This window comes from Anaeromyxobacter terrae (genome assembly GCF_022690685.1).
Classification (GTDB): domain Bacteria; phylum Myxococcota; class Myxococcia; order Myxococcales; family Anaeromyxobacteraceae; genus Anaeromyxobacter; species Anaeromyxobacter terrae.
Genome location: NZ_JALCYY010000027.1, coordinates 20,045 through 43,300, shown reverse-complemented (window position 1 = coordinate 43,300; position 23,256 = coordinate 20,045). Strand labels below are relative to the sequence as shown.

Here is a 23,256-nt window from a genome sequence, read left to right as displayed (position 1 = left end):
CGGGCGCCGGAACGCCGGCGCTCGTCCGTCTCCGCAGCGGCGCGCCGCGACGAGAACGAGGGAGGCGCGCATGGCCAGCACCGTCCTCAGCGGCCGCAGCATCGTGGCCGCGACGGCTGCGGGTGCTCTTCTCCTCGCGAGCGCCTGCGCCGCCATCGAGTCCAGCAGGCATCGACCGGGCGTCATCAGCGACGGGACGTTCAGGCCGGCGCGCGACGCCGCGACGCACTACGGGCCCGACCCGAGCCGGTCGTGCCCCGCCGGCGGGGCGATCAAGCTGCTCGCCGACCAGCTCGGCGACGCGGCCAGGCGCGGCGGTCGTCCACCCCCCGGGGAAGACGGCCGCCTGTGCGCCGCCGCCGACACGTTCCTGGGGTGGGGCGAGGACGAGTCTCCGCCGGAGAGCGTCGTGACGTTCGTGTCGTCCTACTTCGGCCTGGCGTCGCCCATACAGCAGGTCAACATCGCCACGATCGAGAGCGAGGACACGAAGGTGCTCGCGCAGCGGATGTACGAGACCGCGGCCAGCTTCGCTGCGAACGCCAGGCAGACGCGCTTCGGCGTCGCCACCACCCGGCTGAAGAAGAACTCGACCCGCGTCGTGCTGCTCCTCCAGGACGTGGCCATCGAGCTCGATCCCTTGCCCCGGCGCCTCGGGCCGGGCGAGCAGGCGGCGCTCACGGGCCGTCTCCTCGGCGAGCTCCAGGATCCGAAGGTCGTCTCGAGCGACGTTCGCGGTCAGGTCTCGAGACCGGAGCAGGCGCGCGGAAAGCAGTTTCGGGCCGACGTCCGCTGCGGCGAGCACCCCGGTCGCGTCCAGGTCGAGATCCGCGCCCAGGACCCGCGGGCGGGCGGCGAGCGGACCGTCGCGACCATCCCGATCGCGTGCAACACGGAGCTCCCTACCGCCGTCGCCGTCGGTCCGACGCCGGGCTGGCCCGCCGAGGTCGCGGCGCAGGAGCGAAAGCTCTTCGACATCATCAACGCGGAGCGGACCACGGCCGGGCTCTCGGCGCTGCGCTGGGACGACGGCATCGCCAAGGTGGCACGGGAGTACTCGGAGAGCCTGCGCGATCAGCGGATCGGCGCGGACTCCAGGCCCGTGGACATCGCCGAGCGCCTGCGCCAGCTCGGGGTCGCCTCGCCGCTCGTGCTCCTGAATCCGGGGCTCGCCTCCTCCGCGGAACAGGCCCACGAGCGATTCCTGGAGAGCCCCGAGCACCGCGCGAACTACATGAACCCCGAGCTTACGACCGGGGCCGTGGGCCTCGCCCGCGCGACCGAGCCGGACGGGCGCCCCGTGGTGGTCGTCAACGAGCTCTTCATCAAGGAGCTGCCCCCCGTGGACCCGCAGGCGCTGCGGGCGGAGCTCCGCGCCGCCATCGCGAAGAAGCGCGTCGAGGCGCGCGCGGCGCCGCTTTCGAGCGACCCCGCGCTCGAGCGGCTCGCGCAGGACTACGCCACTGGGCTCGCCGAGGCCGGAGGAGCCCCCCCGAAGCGCGCCGCAGAGATCACCGCCGCGCTCAACAAGCGGTTCCGGCGCGTGAACCTGCTGACGGGCGCCAAGGCGGAGCCGCTCGAGCTCGCCCAGGACCCGAACGTCGTCGCGCAGGGGCAGCTCCTGGGCGTCGGCGTCGCGCAGGGCATGCACCCGGTCCTGGGGCGCAACGCCGCCTATGTCGTCGTGATGGTCGGTACCCGCCGGTAGCGCCGCCGGACGCGCGCCCGACGCCCGCGGCGCCCGCCCGAGCCCGCCCGCCCGAGCCCGACCGAGAGTTCCGCGCTTCGGCCGCAGCGGCCTTGCGACGGACCCCGAGGAGGCGAAAACCCCAGCCCGCTCGCGCGGACTGGGGCCTCGGTGCTCCGGATTGTGGAACGCCGCTACTTCTGGAGCCCGGCCGCCTTGGCGACCTCTTCGGCCAGGTTCTCCTGCTTCTTCTCGAGCCCCTCGCCGAGCACGAAGCGGGCGAACCGGCGGACCTGGATGTTCTCGCCGATCTTCGCGACCGCGTCCGTGAGGACCTCGGACATCTTCTTCTTGTCCTCCTTCACGAACGGCTGATCGAGGAGGCAGAACTGCTCGTAGAACTTCTCGAGCTTGCCCTGGGCGATCTTCTCGAGGATCGCCTCGGGCTTCTTCTGATCGCGCATCTGCGCCTTCGCGATCTCGAGCTCCTTCGCGACGATCTCGGCGGGGACCTCCTCGCGGCGGACCCAGGTCGGCGACGCGGCGGCGATCTGCATCGCGATGTCCTTAACGAGCGACTGGAAGCCATCGGTGCGGGCGACGAAGTCGGTCTCGCAGTTCACCTCCACGAGGACGCCGATCTTGCCGCCCATGTGGATGTAGCTCGCGACCTGGCCCTCGGTGGCGGCGCGGGAGGACTTCTTGGCCGCGGCGGCGAGGCCCTTCTTGCGGAGAACCTCCTCCGCCTTCGCGAAGTCGCCGCCGGCCTCGGAGAGCGCCTTCTTGCAGTCCATCATGCCGGCCCCGGTCTTCTCCCGGAGCTCCTTCACCATGTTCGCGTTCACTTCGGCCACGGGTTGTTCTCCTTGAGTGCGTTGAAAATGGATCGGGGGCGGACCCGCCGGGCCCGCCCCCGGAAAGCTCCGGGATCGGCGTGGGCTACCGGTTCTGGTCGCCGCCCGGCGCGGGCTGCGCCGGCGGCGCCGTCACGTCGCCCTTGCGGACGACCTCGACGTTCGCGCTCGCGGCGGCGCGGTCCTCGCGCGGCTCGCGGCGCTCGCGATCACGGCCACCGCCCCGGCGGTCGCGCCGGTCGCGGCGATCCTTCTGCCCGCGCTCGCTCGACGCGTCGCGATCCTCCTCGCCCGGGCGCCGCTCCTCGCCGTGCTGCGCGGCCCAGGTGGAGTAGCGGGCGCGGCCCTCGATGCAGGCCTCGGCGACCTTGCCGGTGAAGAGGCGGATCGAGCGGATGGCGTCGTCGTTGCCCGGGATGACGTACTCGATGCCCTCGGGGTCGCAGTTCGTGTCGACGACCGCGACGACCGGGATGCCGAGCCGGTTCGCCTCGTGCACCGCGATGTGCTCCTTCTTCGTGTCGATCACGAAGATCGCGGCGGGCAGGCGGCTCATCTCCTTGATGCCGCCGAGGTTCTTCTCGAGCTTCTCGCGCTCGCGCTCGAGCTGGGCGACCTCCTTCTTGGGAAGCCGCTCGTAGGTGCCGTCCGCCGCCATCTTCTCGATGGTCTTCAGCCGGTCGATGCCCTGCTTCACGGTCTTGAAGTTCGTGAGCGTGCCGCCGAGCCAGCGGTTCGTGACGTGGTACTGGCCGGAGCGGGAGGCCTCCTCGCGGATGGCGTCCTGCGCCTGCTTCTTCGTGCCGACGAAGAGGACCATGCCGCCCTTCGCGGTGGCGTCCGAGACGAAGCGGAGCGCGCCGCGGGCGAGGCCGACGGTCTTCTGGAGGTCGATGATGTAGATGCCGTTGCGGGCGCCGAAGATGTACGGCTTCATCTTCGGGTTCCAGCGCTTCGTCTGGTGGCCGAAGTGGACGCCCGCCTCGAGGAGCTGCTTCATCGTGATGGCGGTGCCCGTCGTCGTGAGGGCGCTCGCCATCGTGGGCTCCGCGGCCTGGGCGGCGGCGGCCGCCTCCGGCGCCTCGGGCGCCGGCGTGGGGGGAGCGATCGGGTCCTGCTGCTGCGGCTGCTGCTGGTTTTCCATGTGATCTCCGGTTTGTGTCCGCCACCTCGCCGGGACGAAGACGCGCCTTTTGACCCACGGGACGGGCGAGAAACCGCCGTCGCCGGGAGCACCGGAGCGCGCCGATGCGGGAGGTGTGTGAATTTGCTGCGCCACGCGTCCTTCGCTGCAGGACGCGCCACCGCGTGCCACGAGGGCGCACGGGGGACCGTCCTCTAACACAACGGACTCCCCGTCGCAAGGCGAGCGGGCGCGGGAAACGAGGGGGCACCGGAGGCGAAAACACCTGCGGATTCGGCTGCTTGGCGCGACCCCCTTGCGTCCGTGGGTGAAGGAGCTCAGCGCCTCCACCAGGACAGCGCCACGACCGTGCCGTCGTAGCCCCGCCAGGCGACCGGCCGGTCGGTCCGATCGGGGCAGAGGTGCCGCGCGATCCGCTCGCCGAAGCGGAGCTCGCCGCTCCCGCACGCCGGGCAGCGGAAGCGCTCCGAGAGCGCCGCGCGATCAGCGCTGGAGAGCGGTGCGTCCGCCGCCGACGGGGTGACGGAAGGCAGCGCCGGCCGGGCGCCGAAGAAGCCGCGCGCCCGGTACGCCTCGAGCTCGGCGATCTCGGCCCGCTCGCCGCCGAGCGCCCGATCCGCGTCCGCCCGCGCCTCCGCCGCGCAGGCGGGGCACGGCGGGAACCCCAGGCTCCGGAGGCAGGCGACGGCGACCCCCTCCGCGTCCTCTCCTTCCCACTCTGCCCGGGCGTCGATCTCGACCGCCGGGACGGCCGCGACCGCGAGCGCCGCCTCCTTCTCCGCGTCCACCGCGTGCGTCACCACCACCTCGAGGGCGAGCGCGGGGCGCTCCCCGGCGAGCACGAGCACGTCCGCGCGGAGCGCGCCCACGGCGCCCTCGGTCAGGGCGCGATCGCCCTCGCGCGCGAGGTCGCGCGGCGCGGCGCGCCGGCAGGAAGGGCAGCGCGCGAGGAGCGTCACGCGGCGGCGGCCGGCGAACGCGTCCTCGCAGAGCGCCAGGAGCCGCTCCTTGGCGTCGAGGTGGAGAGCGGTCTCGGGCGCGGTGAGCGGGCAGGCCGAGCCGGCCCGGTGGGCGAAGTGGGGCCGGCGGACCTTGCCGAGGTGCGGGACGAGCTCGTCGCCGCAGCCGAGGCACGTGAAGGGGGCGCGACGGCGGCGGTCGGCGGGGTCGAGCCGGAGCGCGTGGACCTTCTTGCCGTCCCGGTCGCGCGCCCAGGCGAGGAGCACGTCGTCCGCGGTCCCCGGCGCGGCCGGGCGGGCGCGGGGGGGCGCGGGCGCGGCTCCGGGCGGCGCGGGGGCGGGGCCGTGCCTGGGCTTCGAGCGGCGGCGCATCGGGGCGGAGTGTAGCGCCGTCCCCGCCCGGGATCCTGCGCCCGCGCCCCGGCCCGGGTACGCCTACGCGGTCGCTCCGACCGGCCGGCCTCGATCCCGCGCCGGCGGAGCCAGAGGAGGATCCATGGCGCTCGAGGTGGGCAAGAAGGCCCCGCAGTTCGCGCTGCCCGACGAGGAGGGGAACCAGGTGAAGCTCTCCGACTTCGCCGGGAAGCGCGTCGTCGTGTTCTTCTACCCGAAGGCCGACACCCCCGGTTGAACGCGGGAGGCCTGCGACTTCCGTGACGAAGTCGACGCGTTCGAGAAGAAGAAGGTGGCCGTCGTGGGGATCTCGAAGGACACGCCCGCCGCGCAGAAGAAGTTCAAGGAGAAGTACGACCTGCCGTTCCCGCTCCTCTCCGATCCCGACGCCGAGGTGATGCAGGCCTGGGGCGTCTGGAAGGAGAAGAACATGTACGGGAAGAAGACGATGGGGACCGAGCGGACGACCGTCCTCGTCGGCCCCGACGGCAAGGTCGAGCACGTCTTCCCGAAGGTGAAGGTGGAGGGGCACGTGGCGGAGGTGCTCGAGAGCCTGTAAGGTCGCGCGCCCGCCGGCCCCGCGCCGGCGGGCCTTGACTGCCATGCCGCGCAAACCGCTCCGACCCCGCCCGAACCGCAACGACCTCGTGGACCCGCTCGTCCTGGAGGTCCACGGTCTCGTGCGCGACCAGGCCTGGCTCGCGGATCGCGCCCTCGAGCGCGCGCTCCGGCGCGAGCCGAAGCTCTGGGCCTCCGAGCGGCGAGCGGTCGCCGAGTCGGTCTACGGGCTCATCCGGTGGCAGGGGCAGCTCGACTTCCTGCTCGGCGGCGCGCCGGACCTCGCGACGCGCTACGCCGCCTGGCTCGTCCGCTTCGAGCACCTCGCCCCGGCGGACGCGGCGCGGCGGTTCGCCGTCTCCCCGGCGGCGCTCGCCCGGCTCGAGGGCGCCGAGGCGCGGCTCGCCGCGATCGCGGACCCGATCGAGCGGCTCGCGCTCGAGGCGTCCCTGCCGCGCTGGATCGCCGAGCGCTTCGTGCGCGAGCTCGGGGAGGGCGAGGCGCGCACGCTCGCGGCCGCGATGAACGCGCGGGCGCCGCTCACGGTCCGCACGAACCTGCTCAAGGGCGACCGCGAGGAGCTGCGCGGCAGGCTCGGCTCGGAGGGCGTCGGCGCCGAGCCGACCCCCCACTCGCCGTGGGGGCTCGTCCTCGACGGCCACCAGAACGCGTTCGCGCTCGGCTCGTTCCGCGAGGGGCGCTTCGAGATCCAGGACGAGGGCAGCCAGCTCATCGCGCTCGCCTGCGGCGCGCGCCCGGGCAAGATCGTGGTGGACGCCTGCGCGGGCGCGGGCGGCAAGTCGCTCGCGCTCGCCATGGAGATGCGGAACAAGGGATCGCTCCACGCGCTCGACACGGACGCGGACCGGCTCGAGGACGCGAAGAAGCGCGCCCGCCGCGCCGGCGTGCACAACCTCCGCGCGCGCGTCATCGCCGCCGGGCCCGAGGCCGAGGGGCAGCTCCAGGACCTCGCCGGGCAGGCCGACCTCGTACTCGTGGACGCGCCGTGCAGCGGGCTCGGCACGCTGCGCCGCAAGCCCGACGCGCGCTGGCGGCTCACGCCCGAGGACCCGGCCCGCTTCGCCGGGATCCAGCGCACGCTCGTCCGGCGCTTCGCGGCGCTGCTCAAGCCGGGTGGGCGGCTCGTGTACGCGACCTGCTCGATCGGCCGGACCGAGAACGGCGAGGTGGCGGACTTCGCCGAGCGCGAGGTCGGGCTCGTGCCGGTGCCGCTCGCGCCGCTGCTCGGCGAGGAGCGGGCGAAGGCGCTCGGCGTGGACGGCGCGCGGCTCGAGCTCTTCCCGCACCGGCACGGGACGGACGGCTTCTTCGTGGCGGCGTTCGAGAAGCGGAAGTAGGCGCCGGGCGGTCGGGGTCGAGATCGAGGTCGCGCGTGCCTGAGCTCCCCGAGGTCGAGATCGCGGCCCGCAACCTGCGCCGCTGGACTCACGGCCGGCGCATCGAGCGGATCGAGCCCGAGCCCAAGGCGCGCTACGTCTTCCGCCCCGCGACCCCCGCCTCGTTCGCGCGCGGCCTCGAGGGCGCGCGCTTCGGCGACATCCGGCGCATCGGCAAGCAGCTCCTCGTCACGCTCGAGAAGGACGGCGCGCCGGTCGGCCTCCTCGCCCACCTCGGCATGACGGGCAAGTGGCTCCGCCGCGACGGCGACGGGACGGCCACGCGCTTCTCCCGCGCGCGTTTCCACCTCGACGACGGCGCCGTGCTGCACTTCGACGACATGCGGCTGTTCGGCCGGCTTCGGGTCGTGCCGGGCGCGCGCTTCGAGAAGGTGCCCGAGATCGCCGAGCTCGGGCCCGATCCGCTCGAGCGGGGCATCGACCTCGAGCGGCTCGCGCACGCGCTCGGCCGATCGAGGCTCCCGGTGAAGGTCCGCATCCTGGACCAGGCGCTCCTCCCCGGGGTCGGTAACATCCTCGCGAGCGAGTCGCTCTTCCACGCGAAGATCGATCCGCGCCGGCAGGCGCGCTCGCTCACGCGGGCCGAGGTCCGCAGGCTCGCCGACGGGATCCTCGCGACGGTGAAGGAGACGATCGCGCGGGAGGAGGGGCCCGAGATCGCCTACGTCGAGGAGGGGGCGGAGAACCCGTTCCTCGTCTACGCGCGCGAGGGTGAGAGGTGCCCGCGCTGCCGGCGGGCGGAGATCGTCCGGATCGTGCAGGCGCAGCGGTCGACGTACTACTGCCCGCGCTGCCAGCGGTGAAGCGCTCGGAGGCGCTCGGCCGAAGCCTCGGCCAGACCCGGCCTGACCTCGGACCTCGGCCAGACCCAGAGTTCCGCGCTTCATCCCCTCGGTCCGCGGATCCGACGGGTCCGTCGCTCGCTCCGCTCGCGGCTCGCGCGCGCGAGCGAGACCGCGAGTCGAACATCGCCGCTGATGCCAGACAGTTCCGCGGACCTTACGGCGTCTTGCCGGCGGCCTCGTCCCTCAGTCGCTGCGAGAGCGACGCGTCGCCGCGGTCGGCATAGGCGCGGCAGGCGCTCGAGTCGAGGAACGCGGTCCTGCCCTCGCGCGCGCTCGCCTCGAGTTGCTCGAAGAAGCGTCCGCTCGGATGGGTGAGGATGAGCACGTCGCAGGGCAGGGCGCGTATGGTGGCGATGCTCCGCCGGAACTGCGCAACGCGAGCCGTGTCGGCGGCGTAGCGAAACCCCGGCGCAGCGATCGCGGTCAGGCTCTCGGCGAACACGACGTCGGCGCAGCGGTCGCCTTCGCAGCTGCGCCACGTCCACGTGGTGCCCCCCGGGGTGTGGCCTGGCGTGTGGTGCGCCGTGACCGTGACGCCGCCGACCGTCACGGTCGCGCCGTCGGCGATGGGTTCCACGTTGCGCACGGGCGGGTAGCGCATGGCCTCGCCGAACCCGGCCTGGGGATCGTCGGGCGCGGCATTCCCAGTCTTCAGCGCGCGCGTGCCGGCGGGGCTCGCGCCCACCTTCGCGCCCGTCATGCGCTGCAGCGCCGCCATCCCCCCCGCGTGATCGAAGTGCGCATGTGAGTTGAGGATCCAGCGCACGTCGCGCAGCTCGAACCCGAGCTTGCGAACGCTGGCGGCGACGAGCTTCGCCGACTGCGGCAGTCCGCCGTCGATCAGGATGAGCCCCTTGCCACTGTCGATGAGCACCGAGGAGAGCCCCCTCGGACCCACGTAGTACGTGTCCCCGTAGATGCGGAACGGCTCCTGGGGCGCATTCCACGCGTCGCAGTCCGCGCAACGGATCGGGGTCGTGTCGGACACCGCGGTGGCGGCGAGCAGGATCGCAAGGAGGTGCATGCGGGCGCATTGTACAGAACGTGGCGCGGCGACCATTCGTCCGCGGCCGGAGGGTTCGCGGCCCGCGCGGCTCGCGCGCGCGGCCAGACCGAGGGCGCGGCCAGACCGGGCTGGGCTCGCCGCGCGGCTCGCGCGCGCGGCCAGACCGAGAGTTCCACGCTTCATCCCGCAGGGACGAACCGCGGACTGACCCGACTTCGAACCTCAGTCGAATCGGCGATCGGGCTCGGCACGGTCCCTGCCTGAACGCGCGGCATGACCGCACCGCGACAAATTCTCAGAGGAACCACCTATCTCGTAACTCGGCGCTGCGCGCACCGGCAGTTCCTGCTCAAGCCGTCCAAAACAACGAATAACGTGTTTCTGTTTCTCCTCGCCGTCGCTGCGCGCCGCTACGGCGTCGAGATTCACGCGTTCTGTGTCCTGTCGAACCACGTCCACCTCATCGTGACGGATCCCGACGCGCGCCTCCCGGCATTTCACCAGTTCCTGGATGCGCTGGTGGCGCGCGCAATCAACGCGTCGTTGGGCCGGTGGGAAGCGTTCTGGGCGCCCAACAGCTACAGCGCCGTGGCGCTCGCCTCTCCGACCGACGTCATCGAGAAGGCCGCCTACGTTCTCGCCAACCCGGTCGCGGCACGGCTGGTCCGCACCGCCAGGCTCTGGCCCGGCCTCTGGTCGGCTCCAGAGCAGATCGGCGGGGATGCGATCGAGGTGAAGCGGCCGAAGCACTTCTTCGATCCCAAGGGCGCTCTCCCCGATAAGGCGATGCTCCAGCTCACCGCGCCTCCTGGCTTCGCCTCGGCCGACGAATTTCGCGCCAAGCTCGAGGTCGCGCTTGCCGAGCGAGAGGAGCAGGCCGCGCGTGGAGGGCGCGGGTTCCTGGGCGTGGCTCGCGTACTCGCGCAGAAGGCCACGGGGCGCCCCGCGTCGGGCGAACCGCGGCGCAGCCTCAATCCGCGGGTCGCGTCCCGCGACAAGTGGAAGCGTATCGAGACGCTCGGTCGGCTCGTGGAGTTCCTGCGGGCGTACCGGTCAGCCTGGGCATCGAGACGCGCGGGGAACGCGGAGGCGATATTCCCGCCCGGCACCTACCTCATGCGCGTGGCTCACGACGTCCGATGCGCCGGCTTCGGATAGACGGCAACCGGCAGCGAATTCGAGCCCTCTGTCCTTCGAACACCGCCGCTGATACCGGGCAGCTCCGAGGGAGCGCTAGGGAGACGTGCGCACTCCGCCGCGGGGCGGGTGACGCATATTCACGACAGGTGATAGAGTTAAATTCCATGAGCGCGGCGGGTGTTCGAGGCAGGCGCAACTCTCGGTCTGGCACACGCACGGGCACACGCACGCGGTCTGGCACACGCGGCTAGCACACATGGGTCGGCGACATGACCACGAGGCGGCCCATCGGCGTGATCGACCTGCTGGTCGCGCTCCTCCTGGCGCTGGTCGCGTTGGCCGCGCTCTTCTTGTCGCCGGTCTGTGGCCGGCTCGACCCGTGCGGAAATGAGCTGGTCTCGGAGGCATTGTCGCCGTCGGGACGACTTCGTGCCGTCGTGTTCCTGCGAGACTGCGGAGCGACGACCGCGTACGGCGTGGAGCTGTCGATCCTGAGAGCAGAGGCGGGGCTGCCGAACCGGGCCGGAAACGCATTCTCCGCGGACGCCGGTCACACCGATGTCCCTTTGAAGCTCGACGTCCGCTGGGACACGGACGAGGCGGTGACCGTGAGGTACGACCCCCGCCTGCGTGTGTTCACGAACGAGGCGCGGGTTGGGCGCGTCCAGGTGAGATACGTGCAGGACGAGGGCGCTCCGTGACGAGCCCTGGGGCTGGGGCCGCGGGCTGCTACGCCACCGGCTTGAGCCCGTAGTGCCCCATGACCTTCGCGATCACCTCGGCCGGCGGCAGGCCGGTGCCCGCTGCGGCGGCCATCTCGCGGAAGTAGTCGAGGAAGCGTGCGGCCACGATGATGTTGAGGAACCGAACCCGCGCACCGCTCTCGTTCCAGATCGCGTGCGGTATGTTGACCGGGATGGTGAAGGAACTGCCCGCGGTGGCGGTGAGGGTCCGCTCGCCGAGCTTCACCCCCATCCGTCCTTCGAGGACATAGATCATCTCGTCGTGCTCGGTATGAATGTGGGGCGGGATGCGGAAGGCGTTTCCGCGGAACTCGGCCACAGCTAGGTTCATGCGCGTGCCGGAGCCGTTCTCCTTGACGATGATCTCGAGCGGTCCCAGGCGGAAGGACTCCCCGTCGTCCTGACCAAGGTGCACGGCGGGGCTGCTCTCGACGATGTCCGTCTGGCTCATGGCGCATTCCCGTCCGTGGGATCATTTCGTCGGCATGTCGGCCGCGTAAGCGATCGGCAGCGCGCGAGGATGCTTACGCGTGCGGATACGACATAAGGTCTAGCGCGATGTGGGAGAAGATCTGTACGAAGGTCCCAATTGAAGTCGCGATTCCGTCCAATGAGGCGGGAGCCTTCGTCATCTCCGATTGCGCTTCTGTCAGGCGCTCCAGCCGTGCCGGGACCTCGACCCGAATCCTCCGCCTCGCGACGCGAGCGCCACCTAGGGCGCTTGGCTCGCGAGGGCAGTTCGTCGGGGCACAAGAGAGGTGATGACGCCGCCTCTCCCAGGGTCATGAGCGTCAATTACGAGCTGAACTCTCTGCTCGGCTGGCCACTCGGCCGCGTCGCCGGCGCTCCGCGAGACTTCGCACGCACTGCGGAGTGGGTCCTGGTCGTCCTTCGCGCCGCGCCGACGTGGCGCTAGACTCGCCGCGCGTGCGCCCCAAATACCTCATGTAAGTGGCCGAGCTGCACGAGTGGTTCCCCGACCGGAACCGCGCCCCCTTACGCCCGGGTGCGAGGCGGCCCTCACGGTGGAGCCGCGGTCGGGCGCGCGCGCTCGTCCTGAAGCGCCGGCACGCCAACCGAGCGGAAGGACAGCGCCTTCGGCACCTGCTCCGCTACGAGGGGGACTCTGGGACAGGGCGTCCACGGGGAGGCCGGGTGACGCATATTCACGATAGGTGACAAACTTCCCTTCCATGAGCGCGGCAGATGTTCGAGGCGGGCGCAACATCTGGCGGTCGGGGGTCTGGCGGTCGGTGGCGGTCGGGCGGTCGCCGGAGGACGCTCCCCGTGAGGAGGATGAATTGAATGACGCGCTGTGGCTTCGTGCGACTCACCAGCTGTGAAGGGTCAGGATGGCTGGTGCAGTCGGTATCCTTTTGGCTGCGGGCATGGCCGTATTTCTGTTCGCGGAAAGTGATCGCTTGCGATTCGCCTTTTTTGCGGCGTCGGTTGGGGGACGACGCGAAGGCCCGCGGCGCGGACGTGAAACATGTTCCGGTAACGGGTGTGCCGTGAGGTCTCGTCGTGGACGATGGTCGACCGCGAGGTCGGCGCCGAGGCAGGCGATAACGATGCCAACGCTCCGGGTCGAGCCCCTTTCCATAGGACTACGCTGGTTCGAATGGGCGGCGGCACTCTCGAGGTGACTCCATGATGGTTCTCTTGGCCATCGCGCTGCTGGCTGGGTCCGGCAATAGCAAGCCACCGGCGGGGTGGGTGCCGTCGCTTCTGGATTGTTCTCCTCAAAAGTGCACTTTCGCGGATATTCGGACGCACCTCGGCGATGTTCCGGTGTCTCGAAGTCGCGAAGGCGAACCCCAGCTGTGCTACGCCGCGGAGCGGAGGGGCGATGGAGCCGCTGTCGTCTTCCAGTCCGTCGCGGACTACGTGGAGCTCGGGGTCACGTCGATCCGGCTGGTCGCAGCGCCGCCGCCGACTGCGACCTGTAAAGCAATCAAGGGCATCACCGCGGCCATCGCGTTCTCGAACGGGCTTCGTCTTGGGCTGACTCGGGCCGAAGTGCGCCGTCTCCTTGGGCCGCCCGACTCCTCGAGCGGCCGGGCCCTCAAATGGAGCCGCAACTACGAGGTTCCGCTTCCACCGCAAATGCGGGAAAGGATTCTGGCCATCGAAGGGGAGGAGGCTTTGCGAGCGTTCCCCAACCTGTCAGGGGTGGCGTCCATCGCGGTCGTGTTCGGGTTTGATGCGCGCGCGGACGATATCTCCGTGACACGGCTGGAGACGTATTAGTCGGGTTCGATGCCTGGTCCGTGGGAATCCTCCGTCGTCGGAATCCATTGGAATCCAGCAGAAGCTGCGCGGAACGGGAGGGCTAATGTTGGCTTCGCTTGCGTTTGCGTGTGCTCTTGCGGCCCAACCCGGTGATTCCGGCAGCGAGTGGGTGCGGGTGGCGGGTGAATACGTAGAGCTCCATAGAGCGTACTTCGTGACGGGGCGGCGCTCGATCGGTGATCTGACCGCTCTCACGTCTGCTGGCGAACGACTCGCGCGTCGCGTTCCCCCCGAGCGCATCGTTCGCGAAGCGCTCTCGCAGTCCGATCCCGTGTATCGAGCCGCCGCATTGGCGGTTCTGTCCATCGCCAAATCCACGAGCGGCGATCTGGTCCCTCGCTTGATCCACATGATGAGGCACGAGCGGGACCCGGTCATGCGTGGATTGGCGGTCGACGCGCTCAGGAGCGCGCCTGAGGATGCCGTGCGGAAGAATGCAGAAGGAATCATCCAGGCGTTCTCGGATGAGTCGGATATCAACGTGGTGGTCTCGGAATCATTCCTGGCGATGCGACTCGATCCCGATGCGGCGATCGCTGCCATCGCGACGCTGTCCATCCGCGGAGACGACACGCTCAGGCGAGTGCTGCATGCCCAGCTTCGCAACGCTGGGGGGTCCGCTGCCGTCGAGCGAGCCTCGGAAAAGCTCGTGCGGCTTGGGAAGACGGAGGCCGCGGCTGCGTTGATGGCGATCGAGAAGGACCAGGAGGAGAGGAATCGAGCCGAGCGAGTTGGGGACTGAGTCCGAGGTGCAGCCCGAAGCGCGCGGGCGGCGCCGATCCGGTTCGCCGGGAGCGACCTCATTCCCGCCTCGCGCGGCTCTGGCGTAGACTTCGCCCCGCATGCGCCCCGAAGACCTCGCCCGGATGTCCGTGGCCGAGCTGCGCGAGCGGTTCCTCGACCGGACCTGCGCGCTGTCGCCCGAGTGCGAGGCGGCCCTCACGGTGGACCCGCGGGCGGGCGCGCGGGAGGTGCTCCGGCTCCTCCTGAAGCGCCGGCACGCCAACCGCGCGGAAGGACAGCGCCTTCGGCACCTGCTCCGCTTCGAGGGGGAACTCTGGGACAGGGGCGTCACGCTCGTCGCGGGGGTGGACGAGGCCGGCATGGCGCCGCTCGCGGGGCCGGTGGTGGCGGGCGCGTGCATCCTCCCGCGCGACTACCGGCCGCGCGGGATCGACGACTCGAAGCAGCTCGATCGCAGGGAGCGCGAGCGGCTCGCGGAGGACATCCGCGCGAACGCGATCTGCTGGGCCGTGGCGCGCGCGGAGGTCGAGGAGATCGACCGCCTCAACATCTACCGGGCCGGCCTGCTCGCGCTCACGCGCGCCGTGCAGGCGCTCACGCCCGCGCCCGGGCACGTGCTCGTCGACGCCCGCAAGCTCCCCGAGCTCGCGCTCCCGCAGACGCCCATCATCCACGGCGACGCGCTGTCGCTCACCATCGCCGCGGCGAGCATCCTCGCCAAGACCACGCGCGACGCGCTCATGACCGAGCTCGACGCGGCCTACCCGGGCTACGGGTTCTGCCGCCACAAGGGCTACCCGACCGCCGAGCACTTCGAGGCGCTCAGGCGGCTCGGCGCCTGCCCGATCCACCGGCGCTCCTTCCAGCCCGTGCGCGAGGCGCTCGGCCTCGAGCCGCTGCAGGGCGAGCTGTTCGCCCCGCCGCCCGAGCTCGACGAGGACCTGCCGCCTGGCGAGGCGGGGCAGTGCGGGGACGGCGATCCGGGCCCGCGCGGCGAGGCCCCGGACGCGGTCGGCGCGCTGGAGGCAGGGGAGCCGCGCGCCCCGGCCGTGGCACGACGGGTTTGACCTGAGCCTCGCCGCTCGCTACAACGCCTCCCAAGGACGAGCCCGACGGTGCAGGCGCGTTCCCGCGAGCCGGGGAGTTCACCTCGGCGCGGGACGCCCCCCGATCCGGCGACTGCATGCACGAGCGATCTCCGACCGACCTTTCCCCGGCGTTCCCCGAAGAAGACCTCGAAGAGAGCCGCCCCCACCGACCCCCGCCCGGCCTCGCGCTCGATCCTCCGGAGGAGCCGCCGCCGGAACATCCGCCCGAGATCCCGATAGATCGGCTCGACGCTGACGCGGTGAAGGTCATCGCGCGGCTGCGGCACATGCATCACCGCGCGTACTTCGTCGGCGGCTGCGTGCGGGATCTGCTCCTCGGTGCCAAGCCCAAGGACTTCGACGTCGCGACCGACGCCCACCCGGGCGAGGTCCGCGCCATCTTCCGCAACTGCCGCCTCATCGGGCGCCGCTTCCGGCTCGCGCACGTCTACTTCCGCGGCGGGAAGGTGATCGAGGTCGCGACGTTCCGGAAGAACCCGGTGGACGTCGGCGAGGACGTCCCCGACGACAGTGACCTGCTCATCACCCGCGACAACGTCTTCGGCACCGCCGAGGAGGACTCGGTCCGCCGCGACTTCACGGTGAACGGCCTCTTCTACGACGTCTCGACCGGCGAGGTGATCGACTACGTCGGCGGGCGCGAGGACCTCGAGGCGCACCGGATCGCGACCATCGGCGACCCCGAGATCCGCATGCGCGAGGATCCGGTGCGGCTGCTGCGCGCCGTCCGCTTCGCGGCGCGGCTCGGCTTCACCATCTCGCCCGACACGTTCGAGGCGATGCGCCGCCACGCCGGTGAGCTCGCGCGCTGCGCGCCAGCCCGCGTGCTCGAGGAGATCTTCAAGATCCTGCGCTGCGGTGGCTCGGCACGCGCGTTCGAGCTGCTCCGCGCGAGCGGCGCCCTGCCGGTCATCCTGCCGGCGCTCGCGTCCGCGCTCGAGGGCTGGGAGGAGCGGGGACGGCGCGCCTTCTTCGCGCACCTCTCCGCGCTCGACCGGCTCGTCCGCGGGGGCGACGACGTCTCCGACGCGGTGCTGCTCGGCGCGATCGTGATGCACCTCGGCGGTCCCGCGATCGCGGCCCCCGACTCGGACGAGACGGGCGACCACGCCGGCCCGGAGCGCGGCCACGACACGGCGGACGCGCTGCTCGCCTCGCTCGTCCAGACCGCGCGCCTCCCGCGGAAGATCGCGGAGCGCACCCGCCTCGCGCTGCACGCGATGCGCACGTTCCGCGAGCCGGCCAAGAAGCGGCGGCGGCGCGGCCGCGGGCTCGCCGGGCAGACCTACTTCCAGGACGCGCTGCAGCTCCTCGAGATCTCGGTGTCCGCGACCGGCGAGGGGCAGGACGTGCTCGAGCGCTGGCGCGCCTCCGCTGGCGGCCCGCCGCCCCGCGAGCAGCACGAGGAGCGCCGCCCGAGGCCGGAGCGCGGGCCGGAGCGGCGCCGCGGTCCTGGGGCCCCTGCGGCCGCCCCCGCTCCCGTCGAGGGGAGCGCGCGGGAGGTGGTCGCCGAGGCCGGACCGGGTGGCGCGGAGGAGACCCCGTCCGTCGAGGTCGCGGCCGGAGGCGAGGGCCCCCGTACGGGCGCGGAGGGCGCGCCCGAGGCAGCGGAGGCCTCGCGCCGACGCCGTCGCCGCCGCGGCGGAAAGCGCCGTCGCCGTCGCGGCGCCGGGGCTCCGGCTCCGGCCGGATCATGATCCCGGCGCGCCGCCCGCGCGTCGGGTAGAATTCCGCACGAACCGCGCCGCCTTGACCGACCCAGCGGCCTTCTGTAGAACGCGCCGACCATGCCGAGCGACCGAGCCGCAACGCTTAAGCCCAGCTACAAGCGCATCCTCCTCAAGCTTTCGGGCGAGGCGCTCATGGGCGATGGCAAGTACGGCATCTCGCCGAAGACCCTCTCCGCCATCGCACAGGACGTGAAGGACTGCGTCGAGCTCGGCGTCGAGGTCGCGCTCACCATCGGCGGCGGCAACATCTTCCGCGGCGTGTCCGGCGCGACTGAGGGCATGGACCGCTCCTCCGCCGACTACATGGGCATGCTCGCGACGGTCATCAACGCGATGGCCCTGCAGGACGCGCTCGAGAAGATCGGCGTGAACACGCGGGTGCAGTCGGCCATCGAGATGCACCAGGTCGCCGAGCCCTACATCCGCCGCCGCGCGATCCGTCACCTCGAGAAGGGCCGCGTGGTCATCTTCGCGGCGGGCACCGGCAACCCCTACTTCACGACCGACACCGCCGCCTCGCTCCGCGCCATGGAGATCCACGCGGACGTGCTGCTCAAGGCGACCAAGGTCGACGGCGTCTACACCGACGACCCGAAGAAGAACCCGACGGCGACCAAGTTCAAGCAGCTCAGCTACATCGACGTCCTGAAGAAGAACCTGAAGGTGATGGACTCGACGGCGATCAGCCTCTGCATGGACAACGACCTGCCGATCATCGTGTTCGACTCGACGCTGCGCGGGAACGTCCGCCGCGTCGTGCTCGGCGAGACGATCGGGACCACCGTCGGGCGGTTCGACGAGAAGTAGGACGCGAGGAGAGGGCCATGAGCGTCGCGGACGACATCCTGAACGACCTGCACGGCGGCATCGCGAAGACGCTGGACGATCTCCGGCGGGAGCTGTCCGCGGTGCGCACCGGCCGCGCGAGCCTGCACCTCCTCGACGGCGTCAAGGTCGACTACTACGGCACCCCCACGCCGCTCAACCAGGTGGCCACGCTCTCGGTCCCCGAGGCGCGGCTCATCATGGTGAAGCCGTGGGAGAAGAACATGATCCCGCCGATCGAGAAGGCGATCCGGGACGCCAACCTCGGGGTGAACCCCCAGTCCGACAAGGACCTCGTCCGCGTCCCGATCCCGCCGCTCACCGAGGAGCGCCGCAGGGAGATCGTGAAGCAGGTGAAGCACAAGGGCGAGGACCACAAGGTCGCCATCCGCAACCAGCGCCGCGACGCGAAGGAGCTCATCGAGGTCGCGGAGAAGGACGGCGACATCTCGGCCGACGACGCCAAGAAGGCCCTCGAGAAGATGCAGAAGGAGACGGACGAGGGCGTGAAGAAGGTCGACGAGATCACCGCCGCGAAGGAGAAGGAAGTGATGCAGGTGTGAGCGTGTCCCGCTCCCTGCCGTCGCTCCTCGTCCTCTTCGGTCCCCTCTTCCTGCTCGGCTTCGGCGCGGGCGCGCTGCGCGCGCTCGCCTCCCGCCCCGCCATCTCCGACCGCAGGCGCCGCGCGCTCCAGGCCGCGTGGGTCCTGCTCCTCCTCGTCGGCGCGCCGCTGTGGCTGTTCCTCGCGGCCGCGCTCGGGGTGTTCTGAGCGGGAGGTCGCGCCCTTCAGCCCGTCGAAGGGAGCGCGCTCACACCGGGAACACCATCGTCGCGAGCGCGACGAGCCAGAGCGTGTGGGCCATCCCGGACCACATCGCCATCCGCTTCACGGCCGGGTCCGCGGGCGGGACGTCCTGGCCGCCGGCGAGCCGGGTCGCGATCGCGCGCCACGCCGGCCGGAGCCCGGCGAGCACCACGACGATCCGGATCAGGGTGAGCGTGAAGCCGATCATGATCCCGGTGCGCGGGTGGACGCCCTGGAAGGCGAGCACGAGGAGCCCGGTGAGCACGGTCGCGACGCCCATCACGACGTCGAGCGTGATCGCGGGAGCGACGCGCGCCGCGAGGCCCGCCGGGTAGGGCCGCCCGAGCGCGAGCGTGCGGCGCACGTCCCCAGCGACCCAGAGCGTCGCGCCGAGCCAGGCAGAGGCGGAGAGGATGTGGAGGAACCGGAGCAGGTCGTTCAAGGTGTGTTCCCTCCGAGGAGTCGGGCGCGGCGGCGCCCCGGCGGAGCTTAACGGTGGCTCGCTGTGCGGCTCGTCACGCAGAGGTGCTGCGCGTCGATGTCGCACGGCGTTCGCCGCGGGTGCAGGGCGGCCTCGCGGGGAGCTGGACGGCGTCACCCGCGCCGCAGCACCTCGTCGAGCCGGCCGGTGAGCTGGCCGCGCGTCATCACCTCGTCCACCCCGGCCGCCTCCGCCGCCTCGATGAGGTCCGCCTGCAGGTGGCCGAGGAAGCCGAGGACCCGCGCGCCGGTGTCGCGCTTCAGCGCGGCGAGCTCCCCGACCATGCCCGGCTGGTTGAGATCCGCGAGCACGCTCGCCCCCGGGGCCTCGCGGACGACGTCCGCGAGCGGCCGGTCGCGCGGCGCGAGCACGATGGGCACCGCGAGCCGCTCGGCGGCGGCGGAGATCTTGGAGCGGAAGAGCAGGTCCCGGACGGCGACGACGATCATGGCGGGGGCTTAACGGGCCCATCGCACCGGCGCAGCGCGTTCCCGGCGAGGCGCGACCGCGGCTGCCGGTGGAGGTGGCGGAGTCGATGGTCCGACCGGTGCGTACGCGGCCGCGCCTCGTGACCCGTGCGCGGGTGCGTCGGCGTCGCACCCGCATCGTGAGGACCTCCCGCGGACGGCGCCTGCGCTCCGAGTGCGACACGTACGAAGGGTGACAATTGCGTATTTTGCTGGCAGTCTCGGCCGGTGGCGCGAACGACCCCTGGGGGACGGATGGTGGAGAACGGCATCCGGTGGTGGGCGCTCTGCGCCTGGCTGACGGTCCTCTTGCCCGCGGGCGCCGCGACGTGGGTGGGATTCCAGGTCGTGCTCCTCACGATGAGCCACCCCGGGCTCGCGACACGACGGGACTGGATCGAGAACGTGTCGCTCCTCGTCGGCGGTGCCGTCGTCCTGGTGGCTGCGCTCGTCGGCCTGGCGCGGGAGCTCCGTCGATGAGGTGGCCGCCGCTCTGGGTGCTCGCCCTGGTCGTCGCCCTCGGGTGCTGGTCGCCCCCCGAGCGCGTGGTGGACGTTCGGCCGATCCGTATCCGCGTGGTGGATTCGCGCACGGGCGAGCCTCTCGCGAACGTGCCCGTGACGTACTCCCTCCAGACCATCGTCCGGCGCGACCGGTTCCTCGGAGTCGTCCCCGCGCTCGAGCCGGACATCGGGCGAAAGCTCGCCTTCGCCAGGCGCGGTGAGACCGACGGGCGCGGCGAGGTGACGTTCGACGTGCGTCAGGTGCTCCTGCCCGGCAACGAGGAGCTCGACGAGGAGCTCGCGTTCGTGAATCTCGGCGTGGACCTCGACCACCCTGCCGCCAGCGTCGTGCTGGAGACGCGAGACTCTGGCCGCCGTCGAGCGTCGCCCCTGTACGGCGAGGCTCCGGATGACGCCTACCTCGCGTGGTCTCTGGTGCTGGACAGCAAGCGCGCCGAGGCCTATCGCAACCCCGCGCCGAGCCATCGCGGCGCGCTCCTCATCAGCATCCGTGGCGAGGGGAGTGCCGGATACGAGGACTGGACGCGGCCCGGCGAGCCGTTCCACGTGCAGTGGAACTTCTCGAGCCTGCAGAAGCCGGCAGAAGCCGTCGTCGTCCCGCTGGACCCGGCCCCCGACCTACCTCGCTAGACGGATCGCCTCGCGACGCACGCGCGCGCCGTGCCGCGTCCGACGCGGACGGCGCTAGCGTCAGTACCGGTACCCATGCGCGATCGGGAACCGCCGCCCCTCCCCGAACGCCTTCTCGCTCACCTTCAGCACCGGCGCCGCCTGGCGGCGCTTGTACTCGCTCGCGACGACCATGCGGAGCACGCGCCGGACGGTCGGCTCCGGGTGGCCGCGCGCGACGATGGCGTCGAGCGGGAGCCGCTCCTCGACGTAGGCCTCGAGGATGTCGTCGAGGATCTCGTAGGGCGGCAGCGAGTCCTGGTCCACCTGGCCGGGCTTCAGCTCCGCGGAGGGCGGCTTCGTGAAGGTGCGCTCGGGGATGAGCGTGCGGCCGGCCCGCGCGTTCGCGGCGCGCGAGACGCGGTACACGAGGGTCTTCGGCACGTCGCCGATGACGGCGAGGCCGCCCGCCATGTCGCCGTAGAGCGTGCAGTAGCCGACCGCGAGCTCGCTCTTGTTGCCGGTCGAGAGCACGAGCCCGCCCGTGTCGTTCGAGATCGCCATCAGGATCTGGCCGCGGATGCGGGCCTGCACGTTCTGCTCGGCCAGATCGCCGAGCGGCTTCCCCTCGGCGCGCTCGAGCTGCGCCATGAACGCCGCGTGCATCGGCTCGATGGGGATCTCCTTGAACGGGAGCCCCAGGTTCTCCGCGAGCGCGGCGGCGTCCTCGCGCGAGTGGGCCGAGCTGTAGCGGGAGGGCATGGCCACGCCGAGGACGTTCTCCGGCCCGAGCGCGTCGGCGGCGAGGCAGGCGGTGAGCGCGGAGTCGATCCCGCCGGAGAGCCCGACGACCGCGCTCCTGAAGCCGCACTTGCGGACGTAGTCGCGGACGCCGAGCACGAGCGCGCAGTGGACCTCGTCCGCCTCGGGATCGGCGGCGCCGGCTGCGATGGCGACCTTCTCGCCGTCGAGCCGGATCGTCGCCGACGCGCCGGTGGCGAGGTCGGCGACGAGGAGCACCTCCTCGAAGAGCGGGGCGCGGGCGAGGATCGCGCCGTCCCTGCCGACGAGCATCGACCCGCCGTCGAAGACGAGCGCGTCGTTGCCTCCCACCTGGTTCACGTAGGCGATGGGCGCGCCGTGGCCCGCCGCGCTCGTCGCGAGCATCCGCTCGCGCAGGGCGGGCTTGCCCATGGCGTACGGCGAGGCGGAGATGTTCACGACGAGCCCCGCGCCGCCCGCCTTCACGAGCTCCGCGATGGGGTCGCGCGCGTAGCGCGGGTGGACCCAGAAGCGCTTGTCGTTCCAGACGTCCTCGCACACGGACAGGCCGATGCGGAGGCCGACGCCCCCCGCCTCGGCCGTGGTCGACGTGTCGGAGGGGAGGAAGTAGCGCGCCTCGTCGAACACGTCGTAGGTGGGCAGGAGCGACTTGCGCCCCACCGCGACGACGCGGCCATCCGAGATGAGCGCCGCCGAGTTGTAGACGCCGGGGGGCGGCGCGCCGGCGACGCCCTCCGGAAACCCGACGACGAGCGCGATGCCGCGCGACCACTCGGCCGGCGCCGCGAGCTCGGCGAGCGTGCGCGCGGCCCGCTCGAGGAACTCGGGGAGGTCGAGGAAGTCGCGCGGCGGGTAGCCGCAGAGGGCGAGCTCGGGGAAGATCACGAGCGCCGCGCCGTCGGCGCGCGCGCGCTCCGTGACGGCGCGGATCTTCGCGGCGTTCCCGGCGAAGTCCCCGACCGTGGTGTTCACCTGCGCGAGGGCGATGCGTCCTTGGGGGGCCACGCGAGGATGTTACATTGCCCACCGCGCGCCGCGCCCGCACTTCCGCGAGGAGCCGGCCCGCCGAGGCCGCCATGACCGCCATCGCGCGCCGCCGCGTCCTCGCCGTGCTCCCGCTCGCGCTCGCGCTCGCCTGCTCGCGCCCGGCGCGGACGCTCCCCGAGGTGAAGGTCTTCGTCGCGCCGGAGCTGCCCGCCGACGTGCTCGCCGACGTGGCGGCGCACCTCGGCGTCGCGCGGGTGATCCGCACCGCCCGGGCCGACGAGGCGGAGCTCGTCTGGGCCGGCGATCCCGCCCAGGCGCTCGCGCTCGGCGAGCGGCTCGTCCCCGGCAGCGCTCCGGCGGCGGAGGACGTCCAGGCGCGCTGGCGCGACGCGGAGCGCCGCTTCGCACCGCTCGGCGCCCGCGCGCGCGTGCTGCTCGTTTCGCCCCGCGCCCGGCTCCCGTTCGCGCCCTCGAACCTGCGCGATCTCGCCGACCGGCGCGCCCGCGGCAAGGTCGCGCTCGTCCCGTTCGGAAAGGGCGCGGGCCCGGTCACGATCGCGGCGCTCACCCTCGCGTACGGCGAGAAGAGCGCCGGCCGGTTCCTCGCGCTCGTCGCCCGCAACGCGCCGCAGCTCGCCGGCTCGGACGGAGAGGTCCGCGCGCGCGTCGCCTCGGGCGAGGCGGCGTTCGGGCTCACCGGCTCGTTCGAGGGCGCGGCGGCCGCCGCGAGCGCGACGCCGCTCGACGTCGTCTACCCGGACCAGGTCGGCGCCGGTGCCGTCGCGCTGCCCACCGCCGTCGCGCTCCTCGGCGGCGCGTCCGATGCCGCGCGCTCGCTCGCGGCGTGGCTCGCCGGCCCCGACGCGGAGCGGATCCTCGTCGCGAGGATCCCCGGGCTCCTGCCGCTGCGCCACGAGGTGCCGATCCCGGTCGGGGTCGAGCCGGCCGGGAACCTCGTGACGCTCTCGTTCGACTGGGACGCCCTCGCCGCCGAGACCGCGCGGCAGGCGGAGCGGCTCGCGCGCTGGCCGGAGGGATTCACGGAGGGGACGCCGAGCGTGAGGTGAAGGCCAGTTGCCGGTTCTCTCGCGAGGCACCGCTCGGGAGGACCCTTCGACGCAGGCGCCACCCGCTCGGCGGGCACCTAGCTTCA

At 72.0% G+C, this 23,256-nt stretch carries 24 protein-coding genes; 16 read left to right on the top strand and 8 right to left on the bottom strand.

What is annotated here, in order from left to right; translation table 11 throughout:
* The first annotated feature begins 70 nt into the window (after positions 1–70).
* Positions 71–1,708, top strand: coding sequence for a CAP domain-containing protein (locus MNY62_RS13600; RefSeq protein ID WP_242344718.1), 1,638 nt, complete (start codon positions 71–73; stop codon positions 1,706–1,708).
* A 173-nt stretch (positions 1,709–1,881) separates the two neighbouring features.
* Here MNY62_RS13600 and tsf read toward each other — a convergent pair whose 3' ends face one another.
* The 3 genes from tsf to MNY62_RS13585 form a co-directional block, all read right to left on the bottom strand.
* On the bottom strand, positions 1,882–2,541 hold the full coding sequence (tsf, locus tag MNY62_RS13595) for a translation elongation factor Ts (protein WP_242344717.1): 660 nt from the start codon (positions 2,539–2,541) through the stop codon (positions 1,882–1,884).
* Positions 2,542–2,626: 85 nt separating this feature from the next.
* Positions 2,627–3,580 (bottom strand): 30S ribosomal protein S2, encoded by a 954-nt coding sequence (rpsB, locus tag MNY62_RS13590; RefSeq protein ID WP_242344746.1) that lies wholly within the window; start codon positions 3,578–3,580, stop codon positions 2,627–2,629.
* Between the two features lie 422 nt (positions 3,581–4,002).
* Entirely contained in the window at positions 4,003–5,016 is a 1,014-nt protein-coding gene (locus MNY62_RS13585; protein ID WP_242344716.1) for a competence protein CoiA family protein, read from the bottom strand.
* A 124-nt stretch (positions 5,017–5,140) separates the two neighbouring features.
* Here MNY62_RS13585 and bcp point away from each other — a divergent pair, with 124 nt between their 5' ends.
* The 3 genes from bcp to mutM are packed head-to-tail and all read left to right on the top strand — an operon-like array spanning position 5,141 to position 7,816.
* Positions 5,141–5,596, top strand: coding sequence for a thioredoxin-dependent thiol peroxidase (bcp, locus tag MNY62_RS13580; RefSeq protein WP_242344715.1), 456 nt, complete (start codon positions 5,141–5,143; stop codon positions 5,594–5,596).
* A gap of 43 nt (positions 5,597–5,639) precedes the next feature.
* Positions 5,640–6,953, top strand: coding sequence for an RsmB/NOP family class I SAM-dependent RNA methyltransferase (locus MNY62_RS13575; RefSeq protein WP_408629084.1), 1,314 nt, complete (start codon positions 5,640–5,642; stop codon positions 6,951–6,953).
* A 35-nt stretch (positions 6,954–6,988) separates the two neighbouring features.
* The gene (gene mutM, locus MNY62_RS13570) at positions 6,989–7,816 is read left to right on the top strand and encodes a bifunctional DNA-formamidopyrimidine glycosylase/DNA-(apurinic or apyrimidinic site) lyase (RefSeq protein ID WP_242344713.1); all 828 of its coding nucleotides are present in this window, start codon (positions 6,989–6,991) and stop codon (positions 7,814–7,816) included.
* Between the two features lie 196 nt (positions 7,817–8,012).
* Here mutM and bla read toward each other — a convergent pair whose 3' ends face one another.
* A complete protein-coding gene (gene bla, locus MNY62_RS13565; RefSeq protein WP_242344712.1) occupies positions 8,013–8,882 on the bottom strand; it encodes a subclass B3 metallo-beta-lactamase in 870 nt (289 codons plus the stop codon).
* 255 nt (positions 8,883–9,137) lie between these two features.
* On the opposite strand from bla, the gene MNY62_RS13560 reads away from it, so the two are divergent.
* The gene (locus MNY62_RS13560; RefSeq protein ID WP_242344711.1) at positions 9,138–10,022 is read left to right on the top strand and encodes a transposase; all 885 of its coding nucleotides are present in this window, start codon (positions 9,138–9,140) and stop codon (positions 10,020–10,022) included.
* Between the two features lie 251 nt (positions 10,023–10,273).
* Entirely contained in the window at positions 10,274–10,705 is a 432-nt protein-coding gene (locus tag MNY62_RS13555; protein WP_242344710.1) for a hypothetical protein, read from the top strand.
* A gap of 28 nt (positions 10,706–10,733) precedes the next feature.
* Here the strand turns inward: MNY62_RS13555 and MNY62_RS13550 are convergent, their stop codons facing one another.
* Positions 10,734–11,198 carry a cupin domain-containing protein gene (locus MNY62_RS13550; protein ID WP_242344709.1) on the bottom strand — a complete coding sequence of 155 codons (465 nt, stop codon included), beginning with the start codon at positions 11,196–11,198 and terminating at the stop codon, positions 10,734–10,736.
* A 1,199-nt stretch (positions 11,199–12,397) separates the two neighbouring features.
* Here MNY62_RS13550 and MNY62_RS13545 point away from each other — a divergent pair.
* The 7 genes from MNY62_RS13545 to MNY62_RS13515 all read left to right on the top strand — a co-directional run bounded on the left by MNY62_RS13545 (position 12,398) and on the right by MNY62_RS13515 (position 18,216).
* Positions 12,398–12,997, top strand: coding sequence for a hypothetical protein (locus MNY62_RS13545; RefSeq protein WP_242344708.1), 600 nt, complete (start codon positions 12,398–12,400; stop codon positions 12,995–12,997).
* Between the two features lie 196 nt (positions 12,998–13,193).
* Positions 13,194–13,781 carry a hypothetical protein gene (locus tag MNY62_RS13540; RefSeq protein ID WP_242344707.1) on the top strand — a complete coding sequence of 196 codons (588 nt, stop codon included), beginning with the start codon at positions 13,194–13,196 and terminating at the stop codon, positions 13,779–13,781.
* Positions 13,782–13,881: 100 nt separating this feature from the next.
* On the top strand, positions 13,882–14,850 hold the full coding sequence (locus MNY62_RS13535) for a ribonuclease HII (RefSeq protein ID WP_242344706.1): 969 nt from the start codon (positions 13,882–13,884) through the stop codon (positions 14,848–14,850).
* Positions 14,851–14,966: 116 nt separating this feature from the next.
* Positions 14,967–16,589, top strand: coding sequence for a CCA tRNA nucleotidyltransferase (locus MNY62_RS13530; RefSeq protein ID WP_279426567.1), 1,623 nt, complete (start codon positions 14,967–14,969; stop codon positions 16,587–16,589).
* A gap of 90 nt (positions 16,590–16,679) precedes the next feature.
* Positions 16,680–17,429: a UMP kinase gene (pyrH, locus tag MNY62_RS13525; RefSeq protein WP_242344704.1), complete on the top strand. Its 750-nt coding sequence runs from the start codon at positions 16,680–16,682 to the stop codon at positions 17,427–17,429.
* 17 nt (positions 17,430–17,446) lie between these two features.
* Positions 17,447–18,010, top strand: a complete 564-nt coding sequence (gene frr, locus MNY62_RS13520) for a ribosome recycling factor (RefSeq protein WP_242344703.1) — start codon at positions 17,447–17,449, stop codon at positions 18,008–18,010.
* A 2-nt stretch (positions 18,011–18,012) separates the two neighbouring features.
* On the top strand, positions 18,013–18,216 hold the full coding sequence (locus MNY62_RS13515; protein WP_242344702.1) for a hypothetical protein: 204 nt from the start codon (positions 18,013–18,015) through the stop codon (positions 18,214–18,216).
* Between the two features lie 40 nt (positions 18,217–18,256).
* Here the strand turns inward: MNY62_RS13515 and MNY62_RS13510 are convergent, their stop codons facing one another.
* Positions 18,257–18,694, bottom strand: a complete 438-nt coding sequence (locus MNY62_RS13510) for a hypothetical protein (RefSeq protein WP_242344701.1) — start codon at positions 18,692–18,694, stop codon at positions 18,257–18,259.
* Between the two features lie 152 nt (positions 18,695–18,846).
* Positions 18,847–19,182: a hypothetical protein gene (locus tag MNY62_RS13505; RefSeq protein ID WP_242344700.1), complete on the bottom strand. Its 336-nt coding sequence runs from the start codon at positions 19,180–19,182 to the stop codon at positions 18,847–18,849.
* A 246-nt stretch (positions 19,183–19,428) separates the two neighbouring features.
* On the opposite strand from MNY62_RS13505, the gene MNY62_RS13500 reads away from it, so the two are divergent.
* Both MNY62_RS13500 and MNY62_RS13495 read left to right on the top strand, forming a co-directional pair.
* Positions 19,429–19,680, top strand: coding sequence for a hypothetical protein (locus tag MNY62_RS13500; protein WP_242344699.1), 252 nt, complete (start codon positions 19,429–19,431; stop codon positions 19,678–19,680).
* Positions 19,677–20,354 carry a hypothetical protein gene (locus tag MNY62_RS13495; protein ID WP_242344698.1) on the top strand — a complete coding sequence of 226 codons (678 nt, stop codon included), beginning with the start codon at positions 19,677–19,679 and terminating at the stop codon, positions 20,352–20,354. The genes MNY62_RS13500 and MNY62_RS13495 overlap by 4 nt, the downstream gene beginning before the upstream one ends.
* 60 nt (positions 20,355–20,414) lie before the next feature.
* Here MNY62_RS13495 and MNY62_RS13490 read toward each other — a convergent pair whose 3' ends face one another.
* On the bottom strand, positions 20,415–22,121 hold the full coding sequence (locus MNY62_RS13490; RefSeq protein WP_242344697.1) for an NAD+ synthase: 1,707 nt from the start codon (positions 22,119–22,121) through the stop codon (positions 20,415–20,417).
* A gap of 71 nt (positions 22,122–22,192) precedes the next feature.
* Here MNY62_RS13490 and MNY62_RS13485 point away from each other — a divergent pair, with 71 nt between their 5' ends.
* Positions 22,193–23,170 carry an ABC transporter substrate-binding protein gene (locus MNY62_RS13485; protein ID WP_242344696.1) on the top strand — a complete coding sequence of 326 codons (978 nt, stop codon included), beginning with the start codon at positions 22,193–22,195 and terminating at the stop codon, positions 23,168–23,170.
* Positions 23,171–23,256: the final 86 nt, after the last annotated feature.